This is a genomic window from Agrobacterium sp. MA01 (assembly GCF_009650195.1).
Classification (GTDB): domain Bacteria; phylum Pseudomonadota; class Alphaproteobacteria; order Rhizobiales; family Rhizobiaceae; genus Allorhizobium.
This window is the reverse complement of sequence record NZ_CP045854.1, coordinates 800,759-815,440: the sequence shown is the minus strand read 5'-3', so window position 1 is coordinate 815,440 and position 14,682 is coordinate 800,759. Positions and strand designations below refer to the sequence as shown.

The 14,682-nt window shown below is 61.5% G+C and carries 17 protein-coding genes; 5 read left to right on the top strand and 12 right to left on the bottom strand.

The features are described 5' to 3' along the window. Nucleotides 1-32 precede the first annotated feature (32 nt). The gene (locus tag GH983_RS03815) at nt 33-1,736 is read left to right on the top strand and encodes a bifunctional diguanylate cyclase/phosphodiesterase (RefSeq protein ID WP_246727488.1); all 1,704 of its coding nucleotides are present in this window, start codon (nt 33-35) and stop codon (nt 1,734-1,736) included. A gap of 14 nt (nt 1,737-1,750) precedes the next feature. On the opposite strand, the gene GH983_RS03810 is transcribed toward GH983_RS03815, so the two are convergent. The 11 genes from GH983_RS03810 to coxB form a co-directional block, all read right to left on the bottom strand. Further along, on the bottom strand, nt 1,751-1,918 hold the full coding sequence (locus GH983_RS03810) for a hypothetical protein (RefSeq protein ID WP_153761662.1): 168 nt from the start codon (nt 1,916-1,918) through the stop codon (nt 1,751-1,753). Between the two features lie 77 nt (nt 1,919-1,995). Beyond that, nucleotides 1,996-2,994 carry a 4-hydroxy-3-methylbut-2-enyl diphosphate reductase gene (gene ispH, locus GH983_RS03805; protein ID WP_371418470.1) on the bottom strand — a complete coding sequence of 333 codons (999 nt, stop codon included), beginning with the start codon at nt 2,992-2,994 and terminating at the stop codon, nt 1,996-1,998. A gap of 10 nt (nt 2,995-3,004) precedes the next feature. Beyond that, the gene (locus GH983_RS03800; RefSeq protein WP_054148951.1) at nt 3,005-3,370 is read right to left on the bottom strand and encodes a DUF1304 domain-containing protein; all 366 of its coding nucleotides are present in this window, start codon (nt 3,368-3,370) and stop codon (nt 3,005-3,007) included. Nucleotides 3,371-3,442: 72 nt separating this feature from the next. Further along, nucleotides 3,443-4,186 (bottom strand): SURF1 family protein, encoded by a 744-nt coding sequence (locus GH983_RS03795; RefSeq protein WP_153763542.1) that lies wholly within the window; start codon nt 4,184-4,186, stop codon nt 3,443-3,445. Nucleotides 4,187-4,193: 7 nt separating this feature from the next. Further along, nucleotides 4,194-4,577 (bottom strand): DUF983 domain-containing protein, encoded by a 384-nt coding sequence (locus GH983_RS03790; protein ID WP_054148949.1) that lies wholly within the window; start codon nt 4,575-4,577, stop codon nt 4,194-4,196. A gap of 141 nt (nt 4,578-4,718) precedes the next feature. After that, nucleotides 4,719-5,594, bottom strand: a complete 876-nt coding sequence (locus GH983_RS03785) for a cytochrome c oxidase subunit 3 (protein WP_054148948.1) — start codon at nt 5,592-5,594, stop codon at nt 4,719-4,721. 55 nt (nt 5,595-5,649) lie between these two features. Next, nucleotides 5,650-6,258, bottom strand: a complete 609-nt coding sequence (locus GH983_RS03780; protein ID WP_054148947.1) for a cytochrome c oxidase assembly protein — start codon at nt 6,256-6,258, stop codon at nt 5,650-5,652. 14 nt (nt 6,259-6,272) lie between these two features. Beyond that, nucleotides 6,273-6,407 (bottom strand): hypothetical protein, encoded by a 135-nt coding sequence (locus tag GH983_RS24450; RefSeq protein WP_054148946.1) that lies wholly within the window; start codon nt 6,405-6,407, stop codon nt 6,273-6,275. Next, on the bottom strand, nt 6,407-7,363 hold the full coding sequence (locus GH983_RS03770; RefSeq protein WP_054148945.1) for a heme o synthase: 957 nt from the start codon (nt 7,361-7,363) through the stop codon (nt 6,407-6,409). The genes GH983_RS24450 and GH983_RS03770 overlap by 1 nt, the downstream gene beginning before the upstream one ends. A gap of 90 nt (nt 7,364-7,453) precedes the next feature. Beyond that, nucleotides 7,454-9,112, bottom strand: a complete 1,659-nt coding sequence (ctaD, locus tag GH983_RS03765; RefSeq protein ID WP_054148944.1) for a cytochrome c oxidase subunit I — start codon at nt 9,110-9,112, stop codon at nt 7,454-7,456. A 14-nt stretch (nt 9,113-9,126) separates the two neighbouring features. Then, nucleotides 9,127-10,011, bottom strand: coding sequence for a cytochrome c oxidase subunit II (gene coxB / locus GH983_RS03760; RefSeq protein WP_150127435.1), 885 nt, complete (start codon nt 10,009-10,011; stop codon nt 9,127-9,129). A 377-nt stretch (nt 10,012-10,388) separates the two neighbouring features. Here coxB and GH983_RS03755 point away from each other — a divergent pair, with 377 nt between their 5' ends. The 4 genes from GH983_RS03755 (at nt 10,389) to GH983_RS03740 (ending at nt 13,351) form a co-directional block, all read left to right on the top strand. Then, on the top strand, nt 10,389-10,868 hold the full coding sequence (locus tag GH983_RS03755; protein ID WP_371418469.1) for an invasion associated locus B family protein: 480 nt from the start codon (nt 10,389-10,391) through the stop codon (nt 10,866-10,868). A 111-nt stretch (nt 10,869-10,979) separates the two neighbouring features. Then, nucleotides 10,980-12,395 (top strand): metalloprotease TldD, encoded by a 1,416-nt coding sequence (gene tldD, locus GH983_RS03750; protein WP_069041967.1) that lies wholly within the window; start codon nt 10,980-10,982, stop codon nt 12,393-12,395. A 270-nt stretch (nt 12,396-12,665) separates the two neighbouring features. Next, a complete protein-coding gene (locus GH983_RS03745; protein WP_153761661.1) occupies nt 12,666-12,917 on the top strand; it encodes an AbrB/MazE/SpoVT family DNA-binding domain-containing protein in 252 nt (83 codons plus the stop codon). Beyond that, nucleotides 12,914-13,351 (top strand): type II toxin-antitoxin system VapC family toxin, encoded by a 438-nt coding sequence (locus GH983_RS03740; RefSeq protein WP_153761660.1) that lies wholly within the window; start codon nt 12,914-12,916, stop codon nt 13,349-13,351. The genes GH983_RS03745 and GH983_RS03740 overlap by 4 nt, the downstream gene beginning before the upstream one ends. 11 nt (nt 13,352-13,362) lie before the next feature. On the opposite strand, the gene GH983_RS03735 is transcribed toward GH983_RS03740, so the two are convergent. Next, entirely contained in the window at nt 13,363-14,679 is a 1,317-nt protein-coding gene (locus GH983_RS03735) for a D-alanyl-D-alanine carboxypeptidase (RefSeq protein WP_153761659.1), read from the bottom strand. Nucleotides 14,680-14,682: the final 3 nt, after the last annotated feature.

The following is a 14,682-nucleotide window of genomic DNA, read 5'->3' as shown; positions in this document are numbered from 1 at the left end:
TAGCATTTCCGAAACAACGCGGGACTGTTGCAATGGATCTCCCTCCGACTGCTCGCCTGGCACATGACTTTGCTGCGACAATGAACCTCGCGCTCATCGTGGTCGACAGCCAAGGCAACATCCGCTTCGCCAATGCCGCCTTCTGCGCCATGTTCGGTTACGAAGCCGAGCAGGTTCGTGGCCGACAGATCACGATGATCATCCCAGAGCGCATGCGCGGCGCCCATTCTGCCGGCATGGCCAATGCTGCGTCGGGCGCCAAGCCAGGGCTGGCGGGAAAACCGGTGGAAGTGTCCGCGCTGAAGAGCGACGGAACGGAATTTCCGATCGAGATCACGCTTTCCATGTGGACTTCAGAGGGCGAATTCTGGGCCGGGGCCACCATTCGTGACATCTCCGAGCGGCGCGAGCGCGACGCGCGGTTGATGCGCCTTGCTTCGCATGACACGCTGACCGGCCTGCGAAACCGCCACGAATTCATGACCGTTCTTGCTGAAAAGCTGTCGTCGGGTGCTGCCTGCACTCTCCTGATGATGGATCTGGACGGCTTCAAGGACGTCAACGATATGCATGGCCATCTTGTCGGTGACAGCCTCCTGCAAGCGGTCGGGGTGCGCCTGCCCTATCTGCTCGGCGACAAGACGGTGATCGGACGCCTCGGCGGCGACGAGTTTGCAGTGCTCTTCCCCGACAGTGGTGATCCGGTCGTTGCAAAAAGAGAGGCAGCGCGAATTCTCGACGCCTTTCGCAAGCCCTTCAGCCTTGGTGGTCTGGAGCTGGAACTGGGGGCGAGCATCGGCATCGCGCTTGCGCCCGCGCATGGACGTGAGGCCGAGGAATTGCTGGCCTCGGCCGATTTTGCCCTCTACCGCGCCAAGGCGGCCGGCGGTCGTGCCTATCGGTTCTTCGAGACATCCATGCGCAACGAGAGCCAGGCCAAACGCGACATGCGCGACCGGCTGCGCAGCGCGTTGCACAAGAATGAACTCGAAATCTATTACCAGCCACAGGTGGATCTGAGCACGCGCAAAGTGGTCGGTTTCGAAGCGCTGATCCGATGGAACCATCCCGACCTCGGTCTCCTCTTGCCCGGCGCATTCCTGCCTTCCCTGGAGCAAAGCTCATTGGCCAGCGATATCGGCTGGTGGACCATCGAAGAGGCCTGCCAGATGGCGGCAGACCTCAATCGGCAGGACGGCCGATACCGGATCGCCGTCAATCTTTTCCCGCAACAGTTCCGGTCGCCACATCTATGCGACCGTGTGAGCGATGCGCTAGAACGCCACCAGGTGGCGCCGGAGTGGCTGGAACTGGAAATCACCGAAGAGGTGGCGTTGAACGATGCGGACGCGAGTGTGCAGGCTCTGAAGGCGATCCGCGATATCGGCGTCGGCGTCGCCTTTGACGATTTCGGGACAGGTTTTGCATCGCTGAGTTCGTTACAGCGCTACCCGCTGACCACCCTGAAGATTGACCGGGGCTTCATCCGCGACATTCGCACACGCACCTCGGACGCGGCAATTACCCGCGCGCTCGTCGCGATGAGCACGGAAATGGGCTTGCGGACGGTGGCCGAGGGGATCGAGGGCCCCGAACAAGAAAGCGTCTTGCGCGATATCGGCTGCCAGGAAGGCCAGGGTTATCTGTATGGTCGGCCGATGCGGAAAGAGGATGCGCTGAGATGCATCAACAATGCTGGAACGATCGGCAAACCCCTCCGCGTCAACGGGCTCTGACGTCCGTGTTCAAGCTAGTCCGCGCGGAGTTGCAGAAGTCGGCCGGTTCTGGTCTTGGCGGCAATCTGCTTCTTGCCAAAGGCGCAGTCGAAAGTTTCCGCCAGCCGGCCCTTATCTATGCTGTTGGTGGCTAGCCGCGCCTGTGAGCCGGCCAGTTGCGAGCGCGATCTTGTTTCAGCCATCAGGCCATCGAATCTCATGGCGAGCTTCGGAGACTTGCGCTGCAGGAGGCACTCAAAACTTCAGACTGCGCGGCAGGTCAGCCATTGACCCAGGCCATATCCTCTCGTGTCAGTTCGACATCGCGCAATTCGCGGTTAACGAGGAAATGTTCGTTTTCTTCCGCGGTGATGGCCAGTTCGACCTTGGCATCGAAGCGCTGGCGGAAGGCATCGATGATCTCGTCGACGATGACCTCAGGCGCTGAGGCGCCGGCGGAAATGCCGAGCGTTCCGATCTCGCCGATTTCGGACCAGTCGATTTCGGATGCGCGCTGGACCAGCATCGAGCGCGTCGCCCCTGCCCTCAAGGCGACTTCGACGAGGCGCTTCGAGTTCGACGAATTGGGAGCGCCGACGACGATGAAGAGATCGCAGCCGGGGGCGGCTTGCTTTACGGCTTCCTGGCGGTTGGTCGTCGCGTAGCAGATGCTATCGGCGGAGGGCGCCGTCAGGTTGGGGAAGCGCTCCATGAGGCGGGCGATGACGCCTGCCGTGTCATCAACGGACAACGTCGTCTGCGTGACATAGCCGAGATTGTCGGGATTGGCGGGCTCGTAGGCATCCGCATCCTCGACCGTTTCGATCAGCGAGACGCTTCCCGGCGGCAGCTGGCCCATGGTGCCAATGACTTCCGGATGGCCTTCGTGACCAATCAGGATGACATGGCGGCCAAGGCGCTCATGGCGCATGGCCTGCTTGTGGACCTTGGAGACCAGCGGACAGGTGGCATCGAGATAGAAGAGGTTGCGGCTTGCCGCATCCTCCGGCACCGATTTCGGCACGCCATGGGCGGAGAAGACCACCGGCTGCTGGCGATGTTCGGCGGGGATCTCGTCGAGTTCCTCGACGAAGATCGCGCCCTTGGCTTCCAGCCCCTCCACGACATAGCGGTTATGCACGATCTCGTGCCGCACATAAACCGGCGCGCCATAACGCTTGAGGGCGAGCACGACGATCTGGATCGCGCGATCGACGCCGGCGCAGAAGCCGCGCGGGCCGCAAAGCCTGATCGTCAGAGGGGGGCGGTTCAGGTGCATGTTCATCGGTTCAACCGGCAATCAGGACAGCGATAATGGCGAGTGCCGCCGGAAGAGCCTGAATGACAAAGATCTTCCGCGAGGCCGTTGCTCCCCCATATAGGCCCGCGACCAGTACACAGCCAAGGAAAAACAACTGAATTTGAAAACCGAAGGCGACATCCGGGTGCAGCAGGCCCCAGATCAGGCCTGCGGCGAGGAAGCCGTTATAGAGGCCCTGGTTGGCCGCCATGACCTTGGTCGCTTCGGCCTGTTCGGGTTTCATGCCGAAGGCACGGCGGCCGGTCGGCGTGGTCCAGAGAAACATCTCGAGGATCAGAATATAGATGTGTTCAAGCGCGACGAGCGCGACCAGTGTCGAAGCGAGATAGGACATGCATGTACCCCTTGGCGGCGATCGATCGGGACCGCACGGCCTTGCGTGTTTAGCCGAAAAGCTCTCTTCGGACTATCGGGTTTTGCGCCTGAACAGACCTGCGACCGCGACGGCCACGAGGGCAACTGCCAGACCGTACCAGGTGATGACATATTGCATGTGATTGTTGGGCAGGTCGATCTGCGTCACGCCGCCCCGGGGCAGACCACCGGCGACCGGGGTCGAATCGGCATCGAGGAAGAAGGGCAGAACGCGATCGGCCGGCAGATCCACGGAAGCGGCCATGCGGCTTAGATCCTTCCAGTAGAAGATGTTCGCCTGCTCGTCATTGTCGGGAACAAGCGAAGAGGGCTTTTCCGTCAACTCCGCCCGGGCAAGGCCGGTGACCGTCTGCGCACCTTCGATCTGTCCTTCGGCACGTCCGGCGGACTCCTTGCGGTCATAGGGAACGAAGCCGCGGTTGACGAGGAGATAGCGGCCGTCCGCGAGTTCGAGCGGGGTGTAGATGTAAAAGCCTGACTGGCCCTGGAAGGTCGCCAGGAAATGGCGCTCCTTGTCATGCAGGTAGCGGCCGCCGGCGGTGGCGTGACGATAGTCGACAGGTTCGCCGGTCGAGAGCAGGCGCTCCAACGTGGCAACATCCACGGGGGCGGCCGCGCTGCGTTCCTGGATGTCCGCGAGCAGACTTTCCTTCCAGTGCAGCCGGTTGACCTGCCAGGTGCCGAGCGACAGCAGGATGGCGAGCGCTGCCGGCACCAGAACCAGGGCAAGCCAGAAACGCCAGGTGCGGCGACCCTCGCGATTTGCCTCGTTCATCCGTGTCTCAGCCACGATCGATCACCCCTTGGGAGGCATTGTGCTTGTATTGCAGGGCGATCAGCAATGCCTTCAGGAAACGCATGAGCCAGAGAGTCAGCGCCACACCGAGCGGGGCAAAAACGAGGATGTGCAGCCACATCGAGGGTTGATAGGTGAGTTCCACCCAGACCGCGAAGCCAACGACGAGCAAGTCGGCGAGCAGGATGACGAAGATTGCCGGACCATCGCCGGCGTCGACCCAGGAGAGATCGAGGCCGCAGGAATTGCAGCGTGCCCTCGGTTTACTGAAGCCGTCGAAGAGCTTGCCATTGCCGCAGCGGGGGCACGACGCGGTCAGGGCCGCCTTGACCGGATCCACCGGCGGGAATTTTGCGCTGTCTTCGGTCACTGAACCTCTCCTTGATGCTGCTACGTGTCCCCGGCCAACCCTTAGAGCAAGCAGTGGTTCCCGACGAGTGCCGGATCGTCGCACGGGCCGAAAACACGAAGGGCGGCTTTCGCCGCCCTTCTGAAACTTTCGTCACCCGGATCAATGGGCGAGCGGTGCACCCCAGTCGCCCCAGATGTAGATGGCGAAGAAGAGGAACAGCCAGACCACGTCGACGAAGTGCCAGTACCAGGCGGCAGCTTCGAAGCCGAAATGCTGCTGCGGGGTAAAGTGGCCGGCAAGCGCACGGAACAGGCAGACGATCAGGAAGATCGTACCGACCAGAACGTGGAAGCCGTGGAAGCCCGTCGCCATGAAGAAGGTCGCGCCATAGATCGAGTTCTTGAAGTCGAAGGGCGAGACTGCGTATTCATAGGCCTGCACGAAGGAGAACAGGACACCGAGCAGCACGGTCAAGAGCAAGCCGTAGACGAGGCCCTTGCGGTCGTTGTGCAGCATGGCATGGTGGGCCCAGGTCACACAGGTGCCCGAGAGCAGCAGGATGACGGTGTTGTAGAGCGGCAGGTGCCAGGGATCGACAACCTCGATGCCAACGGGCGGCCACTGGCCACCGGTGAACTCGACGCGGCTCGTCTGGATCGCTTCGTTGGCGAAGAGGCTGGCATCGAAGAAGGCCCAGAACCAGGCAACGAAGAACATCACTTCAGAAGCGATGAACATGATCATGCCGTAACGCAGGTGCAGCGACACGACGCGGGTGTGATGACCTTCGTGGGCTTCCTTGATGGTGTCTGCCCACCAGGCGAACATGGTGAAAAGCACGATCGCAAGGCCGATGTAGAAGAGCCACGGGTTGGCCCAATCCACGCCGAACAGGTTCAGCGAACCGCCGTTGAGGTAGCGCATGTAGCCGACGCCACCGAAGGTGAGGACGAAGGCGCCGATCGAGGCCAGAAGCGGCCAGGGGCTCGGATCGATGATGTGGTAGTCGTGGTTCTTCTGGTGCGCTTCGGCCATTTCAGCAATCCCCGAATGTCAATTTCATTACGAGTTCCGGCGAGCCGGAGCCCTCTCACAGTTTCGGCTGTCCTTTGTCTTCCTCGACCGCGAGTGCGGCCACCGGCGCCTGATCTGCGCGCGGATAGAAGGTGTAGGACAGGGTAATCGTTCCGATGCCCTTTGTCTCATCCGCCTCGACGATGGCGGGGTCAACGAAGAAGACGACCGGCATTTCCAGTGTCTCGCCCGGCTGCAACGTGGTTTCAGTGAAGCAGAAGCACTGGACTTTATTGAAGTAGGCTCCGGCTTCGCCGGGGGTGACGTTGAAGACCGCCTCACCCGTGACCGGATGGGGCGAATTGTTTGTCGCGGTATAGGTGATCTGAACGGTCTCGCCGATCTTCGGCGTCACCTTCTTGTCGACCGCCTTAAAATCCCAGTTCAGACCGGACGCTGCATTGGCGTCGAAGGTAACGTTGATCGTACGATCCAGGACCACGTCCGAGACCTGCTCCACCCGCTGGGTCGTGCCGCCATAGCCGGTCACCTGGCAGAACAGCTGATAGAGCGGAACGGCCGCATAGGCCATACCCACCATGCCGCCGACGAAGACGACACAGGCGGTCGCTACGCCAACATTGCGGCGGTTCGAAACCTTGATGTTCTCGTTCGATACAGTCACGGTGCGAAGCCTCTTTAACCCACGTTGCCGATCTTGATGATGGTTACGACGTAGAAGATCACCACCAGAGCTGCGAGCACCACGCCAAGCGCGATGTTGCGGCCGCGACGGGACTTCTTCTGCTTGTCATTCAGTTGCACGGTCTCCATCAGGCGGCACCTCCGAGGCTTGCCGCAAAGGGCGCGACGTAAAAGTCGATCATCAGGGCCGAGAAGATCGCGAAGAGATAGAAGATTGAATAGGCGAACAGCTTCTTGGCCGGCACCATCTTTTCGTCGCCGTCGGCCATGCGCCAGACGGCGATGGAACAGTGCACGAAGATTGCGCCAAGAAGGGCTGCTACAATGCCGTAACCGATCGAAGACAGGCCGGTGAAGGTCGGCAGCACGCCGGTGATGGCCGTCAGCACGGCGTATACCGCGATCTGACGCTTGGTCGACGGGATGCCTGCGACGTTCGGCATCATAGGCACGCCGACATCACCGTAATCCTTCATCTTGAACAGCGCGAGCGCCCAGAAATGCGCCGGCGTCCAAAGGAAGATGATCATGAAGAGGATGAAGCTGTCGAGCGACACACCACCAGTCACGCAGGCCCAGCCGACCATTGGCGGAAAAGCGCCTGCCGCACCGCCGATGACGATGTTCTGCGAAGTCGAGCGCTTCAGCCACATCGTATAGACGACGGCGTAGAAGAAGATGGTGAAGGCGAGCAGACCGGCGGCAAACCAGTTCACGGCGAGGCCAAGCACGCCGACCGAAAACACCGAAAGCACGAGGCCGAAGGCGAGCGCCTCTTCCGGCGTGACGCGACCGGCCGGTACCGGACGGGTCGCCGTGCGGCTCATGATGGCGTCGATGTCGGCATCGTACCACATGTTCAGCGCGCCGGATGCGCCGGCGCCAACGGCGATGCAGAGGATCGCGATGAAGCCGATGATCGGATTGATTTCGCCGGGCGCAAGAACCAGGCCGGCAAGCGCCGTGAAGACGACGAGCGACATGACCCGCGGCTTCAGGAGCGCGAAGAAATCGCGCGGGTTCGCTTCGGACAGGCGAACCTCGCCTTCGATGCCGAATACGTCGCGATTGTCGATGACCGTCATGCTTTCGAATTCCGTCTTTCGTTTGGCTTTGCGGGCGCCGCGATCCCGAAGATCGCGGCGCCCGTTAGCGTTTCGCAGGTTAGGCGCTGCTTACTTGATCTTCGGCAGCTGTTCCCACTGGTGGTAAGGCGGCGGCGAAGACAGCTGCCATTCCAGCGTGGTCGCACCTTCACCCCAGGGGTTGTCGCCAGCGACGCGCTTCTTGGCGAAGGCTTCGAAGACGCCGTAGAGGAAGACGAGAACCGCAAAGGCCGAGATGTAGGAGCCGATGGACGAGACATAGTTCCAGCCGGCATAGGCATCCGGATAGTCGATGTAGCGGCGCGGCATGCCGGCAAGGCCGAGGAAGTGCTGCGGGAAGAACACCAGGTTCACGCCGATGAACATGACCCAGAAGTGAAGGTGGCCAACGAACTCGTTGTACATGTAGCCGGTGATCTTCGGGAACCAGTAGTACCAGCCGGCGAAGATCGCGAAGACGGCGCCGAGCGACAGAACGTAGTGGAAGTGGGCCACGACGTAGTAGGTGTCATGCAGCGAACGGTCGAGGCCGGCATTGGCGAGCTGGACGCCCGTGACGCCACCGACGGTGAACAGGAAGATGAAGCCGATCGACCAGACCATCGGGGTCTTGAAGGTCAGCGAACCGCCCCACATCGTTGCAATCCACGAGAAGATCTTGATGCCGGTCGGCACCGCGATGACCATGGTTGCGAAGAGGAAGTAGCGCTGCGCCTGGAGCGACAGGCCGACCGTGTACATGTGGTGGGCCCAGACGACGAAGCCGACGGCGCCGATGCCAACCATGGCATAGGCCATGCCGAGGTAACCGAAGACCGGCTTCTTCGAGAAGGTCGAGATGATGTGGCTGACAATGCCGAAACCGGGCAGGATCAGGATGTAGACTTCCGGGTGACCGAAGAACCAGAACAGGTGCTGGTAGAGAACCGGGTCACCACCGCCTTCAGGCGAGAAGAAGGCCGTGCCGAAGTTGCGGTCGGTCAGCAGCATGGTGATGCCGCCGGCGAGAACCGGGAGCGACAGCAGCAGCAGGAAGGCGGTGACCAGAACGGCCCATGCAAAGAGCGGCATCTTGTGCAGCGTCATGCCCGGAGCGCGCATGTTCAGGATCGTGGTGATGAAGTTGATTGCACCGAGGATCGAGGACGCACCGGAGACGTGAAGCGCGAAGATCGCGAGGTCAACCGCAGGTCCAGGCTGTCCAGAGGTCGCCAGCGGCGGATAGAGCGTCCAGCCGCCACCGACGCCATAGGCGCCTGCCGGACCTTCGACGAACATCGAGAGGACGAGCAGCAGGAAGGCCGGGACGATCAGCCAGAACGAGATGTTGTTGAGGCGCGGGAAGGCCATGTCAGGAGCGCCGATCATGATCGGGATCATCCAGTTGGCGAAGCCGCCGATCAGCGCCGGCATGACCATGAAGAAGATCATGATCAGGGCGTGCGCCGTCGTGAAGACGTTATACATGTGCTTGCCGCCGTCGATGGCAGCATCGCCTTCGAAGCCGTAGACCATCTGGGCCAGACCGTGGAAGATCTGGATGCCCGGGTCCTGGAGCTCCATACGCATGGCAACCGAGAGGGCGGCACCGATGATACCCGCGACGATCGCGAAGATCAGGTAGAGGGTACCAATGTCCTTGTGGTTGGTGGACAGAAACCAGCGAGCGAAGAAGCCCGGCTTATGGTCGTGATGTGCGTGTTCGTCGTGGGCAACAGAGCCAGCCATTGACCTCACTCCTCTCAGTTCGTTGTGTTTTCGGCAGTCTGGACGGCGGGAGCGCCGTCAACAGCAGCCATGAGAGCGCGGTTGGCGCCCGACAGATCCGAGGTCGCAGCCTCAAGCCAGGTCGCATACTGCTCGTCGGTGACGACGCGGATGGCGATCGGCATGTAGGCGTGGTCCTTGCCACACAGCTCCGAACACTGGCCGTAGTAGAGACCTTCACGGTCGGCGCGGAACCAGGTTTCGTTCAGGCGGCCCGGGATGGCGTCGATCTTGATGCCGAAGGCCGGCATTGCGAAAGCGTGAATAACGTCGGTGGGGGCGGCCGTGACCAGCAGACGAACCGTCTTGCCAACGGGAACGACGACTTCGTTGTCGACAGCCAGAAGGCGCGGATAACGTGCGACATCTTCCTTGCCGGCGTCGGCGCGGTCGGTTTCCTTCAGCATGTAGCTGTCGAAGGAGACGGCCTGCTCGCCCTCATATTCGTAGGACCAGAGCCATTGGGTGGCGGTCGCCTTGATGGTGATGTCGGGGTTTTCCGGCATCTTCAGCTGGTAGGTCAGCAGGTTGAAGGACGGGATCGCAATCGCGAAGAGAATGAGAACCGGAGCAACCGTCCAGACGATCTCGATCGTCGTATTGTGGCTCGTCTTCGACGGCACCGGATTGGCGGCGGCGCGGAACTTCACGACCACGACGATCAGGAGAATCAGAACAAAGATGGTGATCGGAACGATGAACCACAGTGTGTACTGCTCGAACCAGCTGTTGAACTCCATGATGGAGGTGGCTGGTTCCTGCATACCCATCTGCCAGGGCTTCGGCTGATCGGCGAAGCCTACAGAAGCGAAAAGCAGACAGGCCAAAGCGGCCAAGGCTGCATAGGTTCTCTTCATCACGGTTTGGTCTCCCACAAGCGCTTGATCCACATCAAACCATAGCGCAAAAATCATGCTAGTGTCGCCGTTTCAAATCACAGATTGGCCGCAATCGCAATACGCCCGCGCGAAAGGCGGTGCGGCATTTTTGCGCTTCATCAAATACATGCGACCGCGATACACAGGCTTTAACCAGTTGGGGCACCATGAGGCGCATGATTGTGCTTCTACATCCAAAAACGCAGTCCCAATTATGCCGCACTCGACCTTAAAACAGGGGTCGGGGCTTCCATTTGCGGACCCTCGCGACAAGAATGTCGTCAATGATTCGTTTTCCAGAGGTTTTCATGGGTCTGCCTAGACTTGCCTGGTCGAGCCTGACCGCGAGCGCCGTGCTGATGGCCGCACTCGCCACTCCGGCGCTGAGCCAGCAACCGCAACAACAGCCGGGCTCGATCCGCTCCAACCACGGCGCCTGGTCTGTCATCTGCGACAAGCCGGCCGGCGCTTCGGAAGAACAATGTGCGCTGATGCAGAACGTTATTGCGGAAGACAGGCCGGAAGTCGGCCTTTCCGTCGTCGTGCTGAAGACCGCTGATCGCAAGGCCCGCATCCTGCGCATTCTCGCACCGCTCGGCGTTCTCCTGAAGGACGGCATGGAGCTCTTCGTCGACGGCAACAATATCGGTCGGGCCTATTTCACCCGCTGTTTCTCAGAAGGCTGCTATGTCGAAGTCGAGATCGACGAAGAGCTGATGAAGATCCTGCGCGCCGGCAAGGCAGCCGTCTTTGCGCTTCGCGAATCGGCAGACCAGGACCGCGTCGGCATTCCGATCGAGCTTGCCGGCTTCGGCGAAGGCTATGACACACTGCCGTAAGGGCGCGGTCGCCTGATCGTGATGACATTATAGATAGGGGCAGGTCCGGCGGGCTTGCCCCTCTTTCGTTGCGCGCCTACATGCTTGATGCCAGCGCCCAAGGAGACATTCATGACCCAGGACCTTATCTCCCTCTTCGATTGCGACGAAGCCACGCTGACGCGGCGCGTTGCGGATGCTCTCAAGGGTGCTGACGACGGAGAGCTGTTCGTCGAACATGCCCAGGCGGAATCGCTGACCTTCGACAATGGTCGCCTGAAGGGTGGCTCTTTCAACACGGACCAGGGATTCGGGTTGCGCGCAGTTGCCGACGAAGCGGTCGGCTACGCCCATTCCGGTGAATTGTCGCTAGCCGCCCTCTCACGTGCCGCCGACGCCGTCGGTGCGGTGACCCATGGTTATTCCGGCTCCTATGCGACGGCGCCACAGCGGACCAATGCCAAACTCTATGGTGACGGCAACCCGATCGGCTCCCCGACCTTCGAGGAGAAGGTGAAGCTGCTCTCGGAGATCGATGCCTATCTGCGCGACAAGGATCCCAAGGTGCGGCAGGTCACGGCAACCGTCGGCGCAAGCTGGCAGGTGGTCGAGATCCTGCGTGCCGACGGCCACCGGGTGCGCGACATCCGGCCGATGACCCGCATCAATATTTCCGTTGTCACCGGCCAGGGCGACCGCCAGGAAAGCGGCTCCTTCGGCACCGGCGGCCGCATGAGCTTCAACGAGTTCCTGACCGAGGAGAGCTGGCGCCGTGGTGCCGACGACGCACTGCGTCAGGCGCTGATCAATCTCGAAGCCCAGGAGGCGCCGGCCGGCACCATGGACATCGTGCTCGGCAATGGCTGGCCGGGCGTCATGCTGCACGAGGCAGTCGGCCACGGGCTGGAAGGTGACTTCAACCGCAAGAAGACGTCGGCCTTTGCCGGCCTGATGGGCGAGATGGTGGCGGCTCCCGGTGTGACCGTTGTGGACGACGGCACGATCAATGACCGGCGCGGATCGATCACCGTCGACGACGAGGGCACGCCGTCCGCCTACAACGTTCTGATCGAGAACGGCAAACTGGTCGGCTACATGCAGGACCGGCAAAACGCCCGCCTGATGGGCATGAAGGCCACCGGCAACGGCCGTCGCCAGGGTTACGCCCACCAGCCCATGCCGCGCATGACCAATACCTACATGCTCTCGGGCGACAAGACGCCGGAGGAGATCATCGCCTCGGTGAAAAAGGGCATCTATGCCGTGTCCTTCGGCGGCGGACAGGTCGACATTACCTCGGGCAAGTTCGTCTTCGGCTGCACCGAGGCCTATCTGATCGAAAACGGCAAGATCGGCGCACCGGTCAAGGGCGCCATGCTGATCGGCAACGGTCCCGATGCGATGAAACGCATCTCGATGATCGGCAACGACACCAAACTCGACACGGGCATCGGCAATTGCGGCAAGGCCGGTCAATGGGTCCCCGTCGGCGTCGGCCAGCCGCATCTGCGGATGGACCAGATCACGGTCGGGGGCACCAAGGCCTGAGGTTGTCAGGTCGACTATGAGTGGCGCGGCGACACTACCGCAGGGCGCCTTAGGTATTCGGCTTCGCCGCCCCCTCATCTGCCGTTCGGGCATCTTCTCCCCGCTGGGGAGAATCGGGAGCGCGTGGCGCCGGTCTGCCCTCCTCTCCCCTCGGGGAGAGGGTCGCCGAGTGAAGCGGATGCGGGGTGAGGGGGCCGCGCGGAGGATCGGCACCGTTGAAAACTTGCCGGAATGGAAATTTCCATTACTCTATCCCCCAAGGAGATTTCCATGGCTTCACTTACAGTCACGATGAAGGGTCAGGTCACCCTCAAGCGGGAGCTTTTGCAGCATCTCGGAATCAAGCCGGGAGAGCGGATTACACTGGACCAGTTGCCAGGCGGCGAGTTGCGTCTTCGGGCCGAACGTCCTGCGGGAAGCATCACAACTTTCATCGGACGCCATGCCGGCAAGGTAAAAAGGCCCCTTGCCATTGACGAGATCAACGAGATTGTCGCTGCCGGCTGGGCCGGCGACAGGTGAAAATTGCCGTCGACACCAATGTGTTGATCCGCGCCGTTCTACAGGACGACCCTGTTCAGGGTCTGGCTGCAGCCAGGATCATGTCCGAAGCTTCGTTGATCGCTGTCTCCCTCCCCTGCCTCTGCGAATTCGTCTGGGTACTCAGGCGAGGCGCAAAGCTCTCGGTGCACGAGGTGGCACAGTCGATCCGAGACCTCCTGGGATCGGGTAATGTGGCCATGAATCGTGCGGCGGTGGAAGCCGGACTGGCCATGCTGGAGGCAGGCGGCGACTTCGCCGATGGTGTGATAGCCCATGAAGGGCAATGGCTTGGCGGCGAACTGTTCTGTTCTTTCGACAAGGATGCCGTCGCACTGCTGACGAAGATTGGCCAGCCTGCGAAAGTCCCCCTCTATTCTGCTGGGCGACGAAAATCTCCGTCGGAAGACCAGTAGAGTCCCCCCGCTCACCCCCGCGCGGGCATCAGGACGCAGTCGTAGCGCTGGCGGACCAGCTTGTCGCAGGCCGCACGGGCCGCTTCCTTGGTCTCGAATCCGGTGAAACGGGCGCGGTAGAAGGTGATGCCGTTGCGGGTGACCATTTCAGTATAGGTGTCGAGCCCCTGAAGCGGGCCACCGACCTTCTCGCGGGCCTGGGACAGCAAGTCCATGGCTGCCTGGGCGGATGTCGCGGCGGCAATCTGGACCTGCCACCTGCGTTCGAAAGACGTCGAAGGCGTGCTGGCGGTCTGCTGCGGGTCGACGGCAGCAAAGCGGCTTGCCGGTGTCGCGACGAGGTCTGCGGTTTCGGCCTGTGACGATGGCGCATAAGCCGAGGCGGTGCCCGGCGTCGCGGTCCCTGTTGCTCCGACGAGCCCCTGCACTGCGGCCAGCGCCGACTGGCGGGAAACCGGAACCGGTACCTCGTCGCCAAGGCGGGCTAGATCCATCTGCGCGCCGGTCGAACGGGAGACGAGAAGCTGTTGGCCGGTCGAGGCCTTCTTGATGTTGGCGTCGATCAGACGCTCCATGATCTTGTCGCGGCTGGCAGCCGTGCGGCCGCCCATGACGACGCCGATGACGCGGCGGCCATCATGCTCGACGGCGCTGACCAGATTGAAGCCTGACGCATTGGTATAGCCAGTCTTGATGCCGTCCATGCCCTTGTAGCGATACATGAGGTTGTTGTGACCGTTGATCGTCTTGCCGCGGAACTTGAAGCTCTTGGTGGCGAAGAGTTCGTATTCCTTCGGGAAGTCGCGCATCAGGGCGACACCGAGGGTCGACATGTCGCGGGCTGTGGTAAACTGCCGGGGATGCGGCAGGCCGGAGGCATTGAAGAAGGTGGTGTTCATCATGCCGAGCGAGCGGGCCTTGCGCGTCATGAGGGCCGCAAAGCCCTCTTCACTGCCGCCGATCTTCTCGCCGATCGCAGCCGAGGCGTCATTGGCCGAGCGGACGATCATGGCGAGTACGGCTTCGCGGACGGTGATGCTGTCGCCTGCCTTGACGAAGAGCTTGGTCGGCGGGCGGGAGGCGGCATGTTTCGAAAAGGGAACGGGGCTATCCCAGCTGAGCTTGCCGGCCTTGATCGCGTCGAAAACCATGTAGACGGACATCATCTTGGTCAGCGATGCCGGGTGATTGAGCACATCCGGGTTCTCGGAGGCGAGGACTTCGCCGGTCCGGGCATCGAGGAGAAGCTGGGCACTTCCTGCCTGGGCTGTCGTCGAGAGGGAGAGGATCGCCACGCAAAACGAGAACGCGATCAGCAACTTGCTCATGAA

Excerpts from the sequence above, each read along its gene's own strand:
- GH983_RS03815 (WP_246727488.1), top strand. The coding sequence starts at position 33 with ATGGATCTCCCTCCGACTGCTCGCCTGGCACATGACTTTGCTGCGACA.
- GH983_RS03810 (WP_153761662.1), bottom strand. The coding sequence starts at position 1,918 with ATGGCTGAAACAAGATCGCGCTCGCAACTGGCCGGCTCACAGGCGCGG.
- ispH (WP_371418470.1), bottom strand. The coding sequence starts at position 2,994 with ATGCACCTGAACCGCCCCCCTCTGACGATCAGGCTTTGCGGCCCGCGC.
- GH983_RS03800 (WP_054148951.1), bottom strand. The coding sequence starts at position 3,370 with ATGTCCTATCTCGCTTCGACACTGGTCGCGCTCGTCGCGCTTGAACAC.
- GH983_RS03795 (WP_153763542.1), bottom strand. The coding sequence starts at position 4,186 with ATGAACGAGGCAAATCGCGAGGGTCGCCGCACCTGGCGTTTCTGGCTT.
- GH983_RS03785 (WP_054148948.1), bottom strand. The coding sequence starts at position 5,594 with ATGGCCGAAGCGCACCAGAAGAACCACGACTACCACATCATCGATCCG.
- GH983_RS24450 (WP_054148946.1), bottom strand. The coding sequence starts at position 6,407 with ATGGAGACCGTGCAACTGAATGACAAGCAGAAGAAGTCCCGTCGCGGC.
- GH983_RS03770 (WP_054148945.1), bottom strand. The coding sequence starts at position 7,363 with ATGACGGTCATCGACAATCGCGACGTATTCGGCATCGAAGGCGAGGTT.
- ctaD (WP_054148944.1), bottom strand. The coding sequence starts at position 9,112 with ATGGCTGGCTCTGTTGCCCACGACGAACACGCACATCACGACCATAAG.
- GH983_RS03755 (WP_371418469.1), top strand. The coding sequence starts at position 10,389 with ATGGCCGCACTCGCCACTCCGGCGCTGAGCCAGCAACCGCAACAACAG.
- tldD (WP_069041967.1), top strand. The coding sequence starts at position 10,980 with ATGACCCAGGACCTTATCTCCCTCTTCGATTGCGACGAAGCCACGCTG.
- GH983_RS03745 (WP_153761661.1), top strand. The coding sequence starts at position 12,666 with ATGGCTTCACTTACAGTCACGATGAAGGGTCAGGTCACCCTCAAGCGG.
- GH983_RS03735 (WP_153761659.1), bottom strand. The coding sequence starts at position 14,679 with ATGAGCAAGTTGCTGATCGCGTTCTCGTTTTGCGTGGCGATCCTCTCC.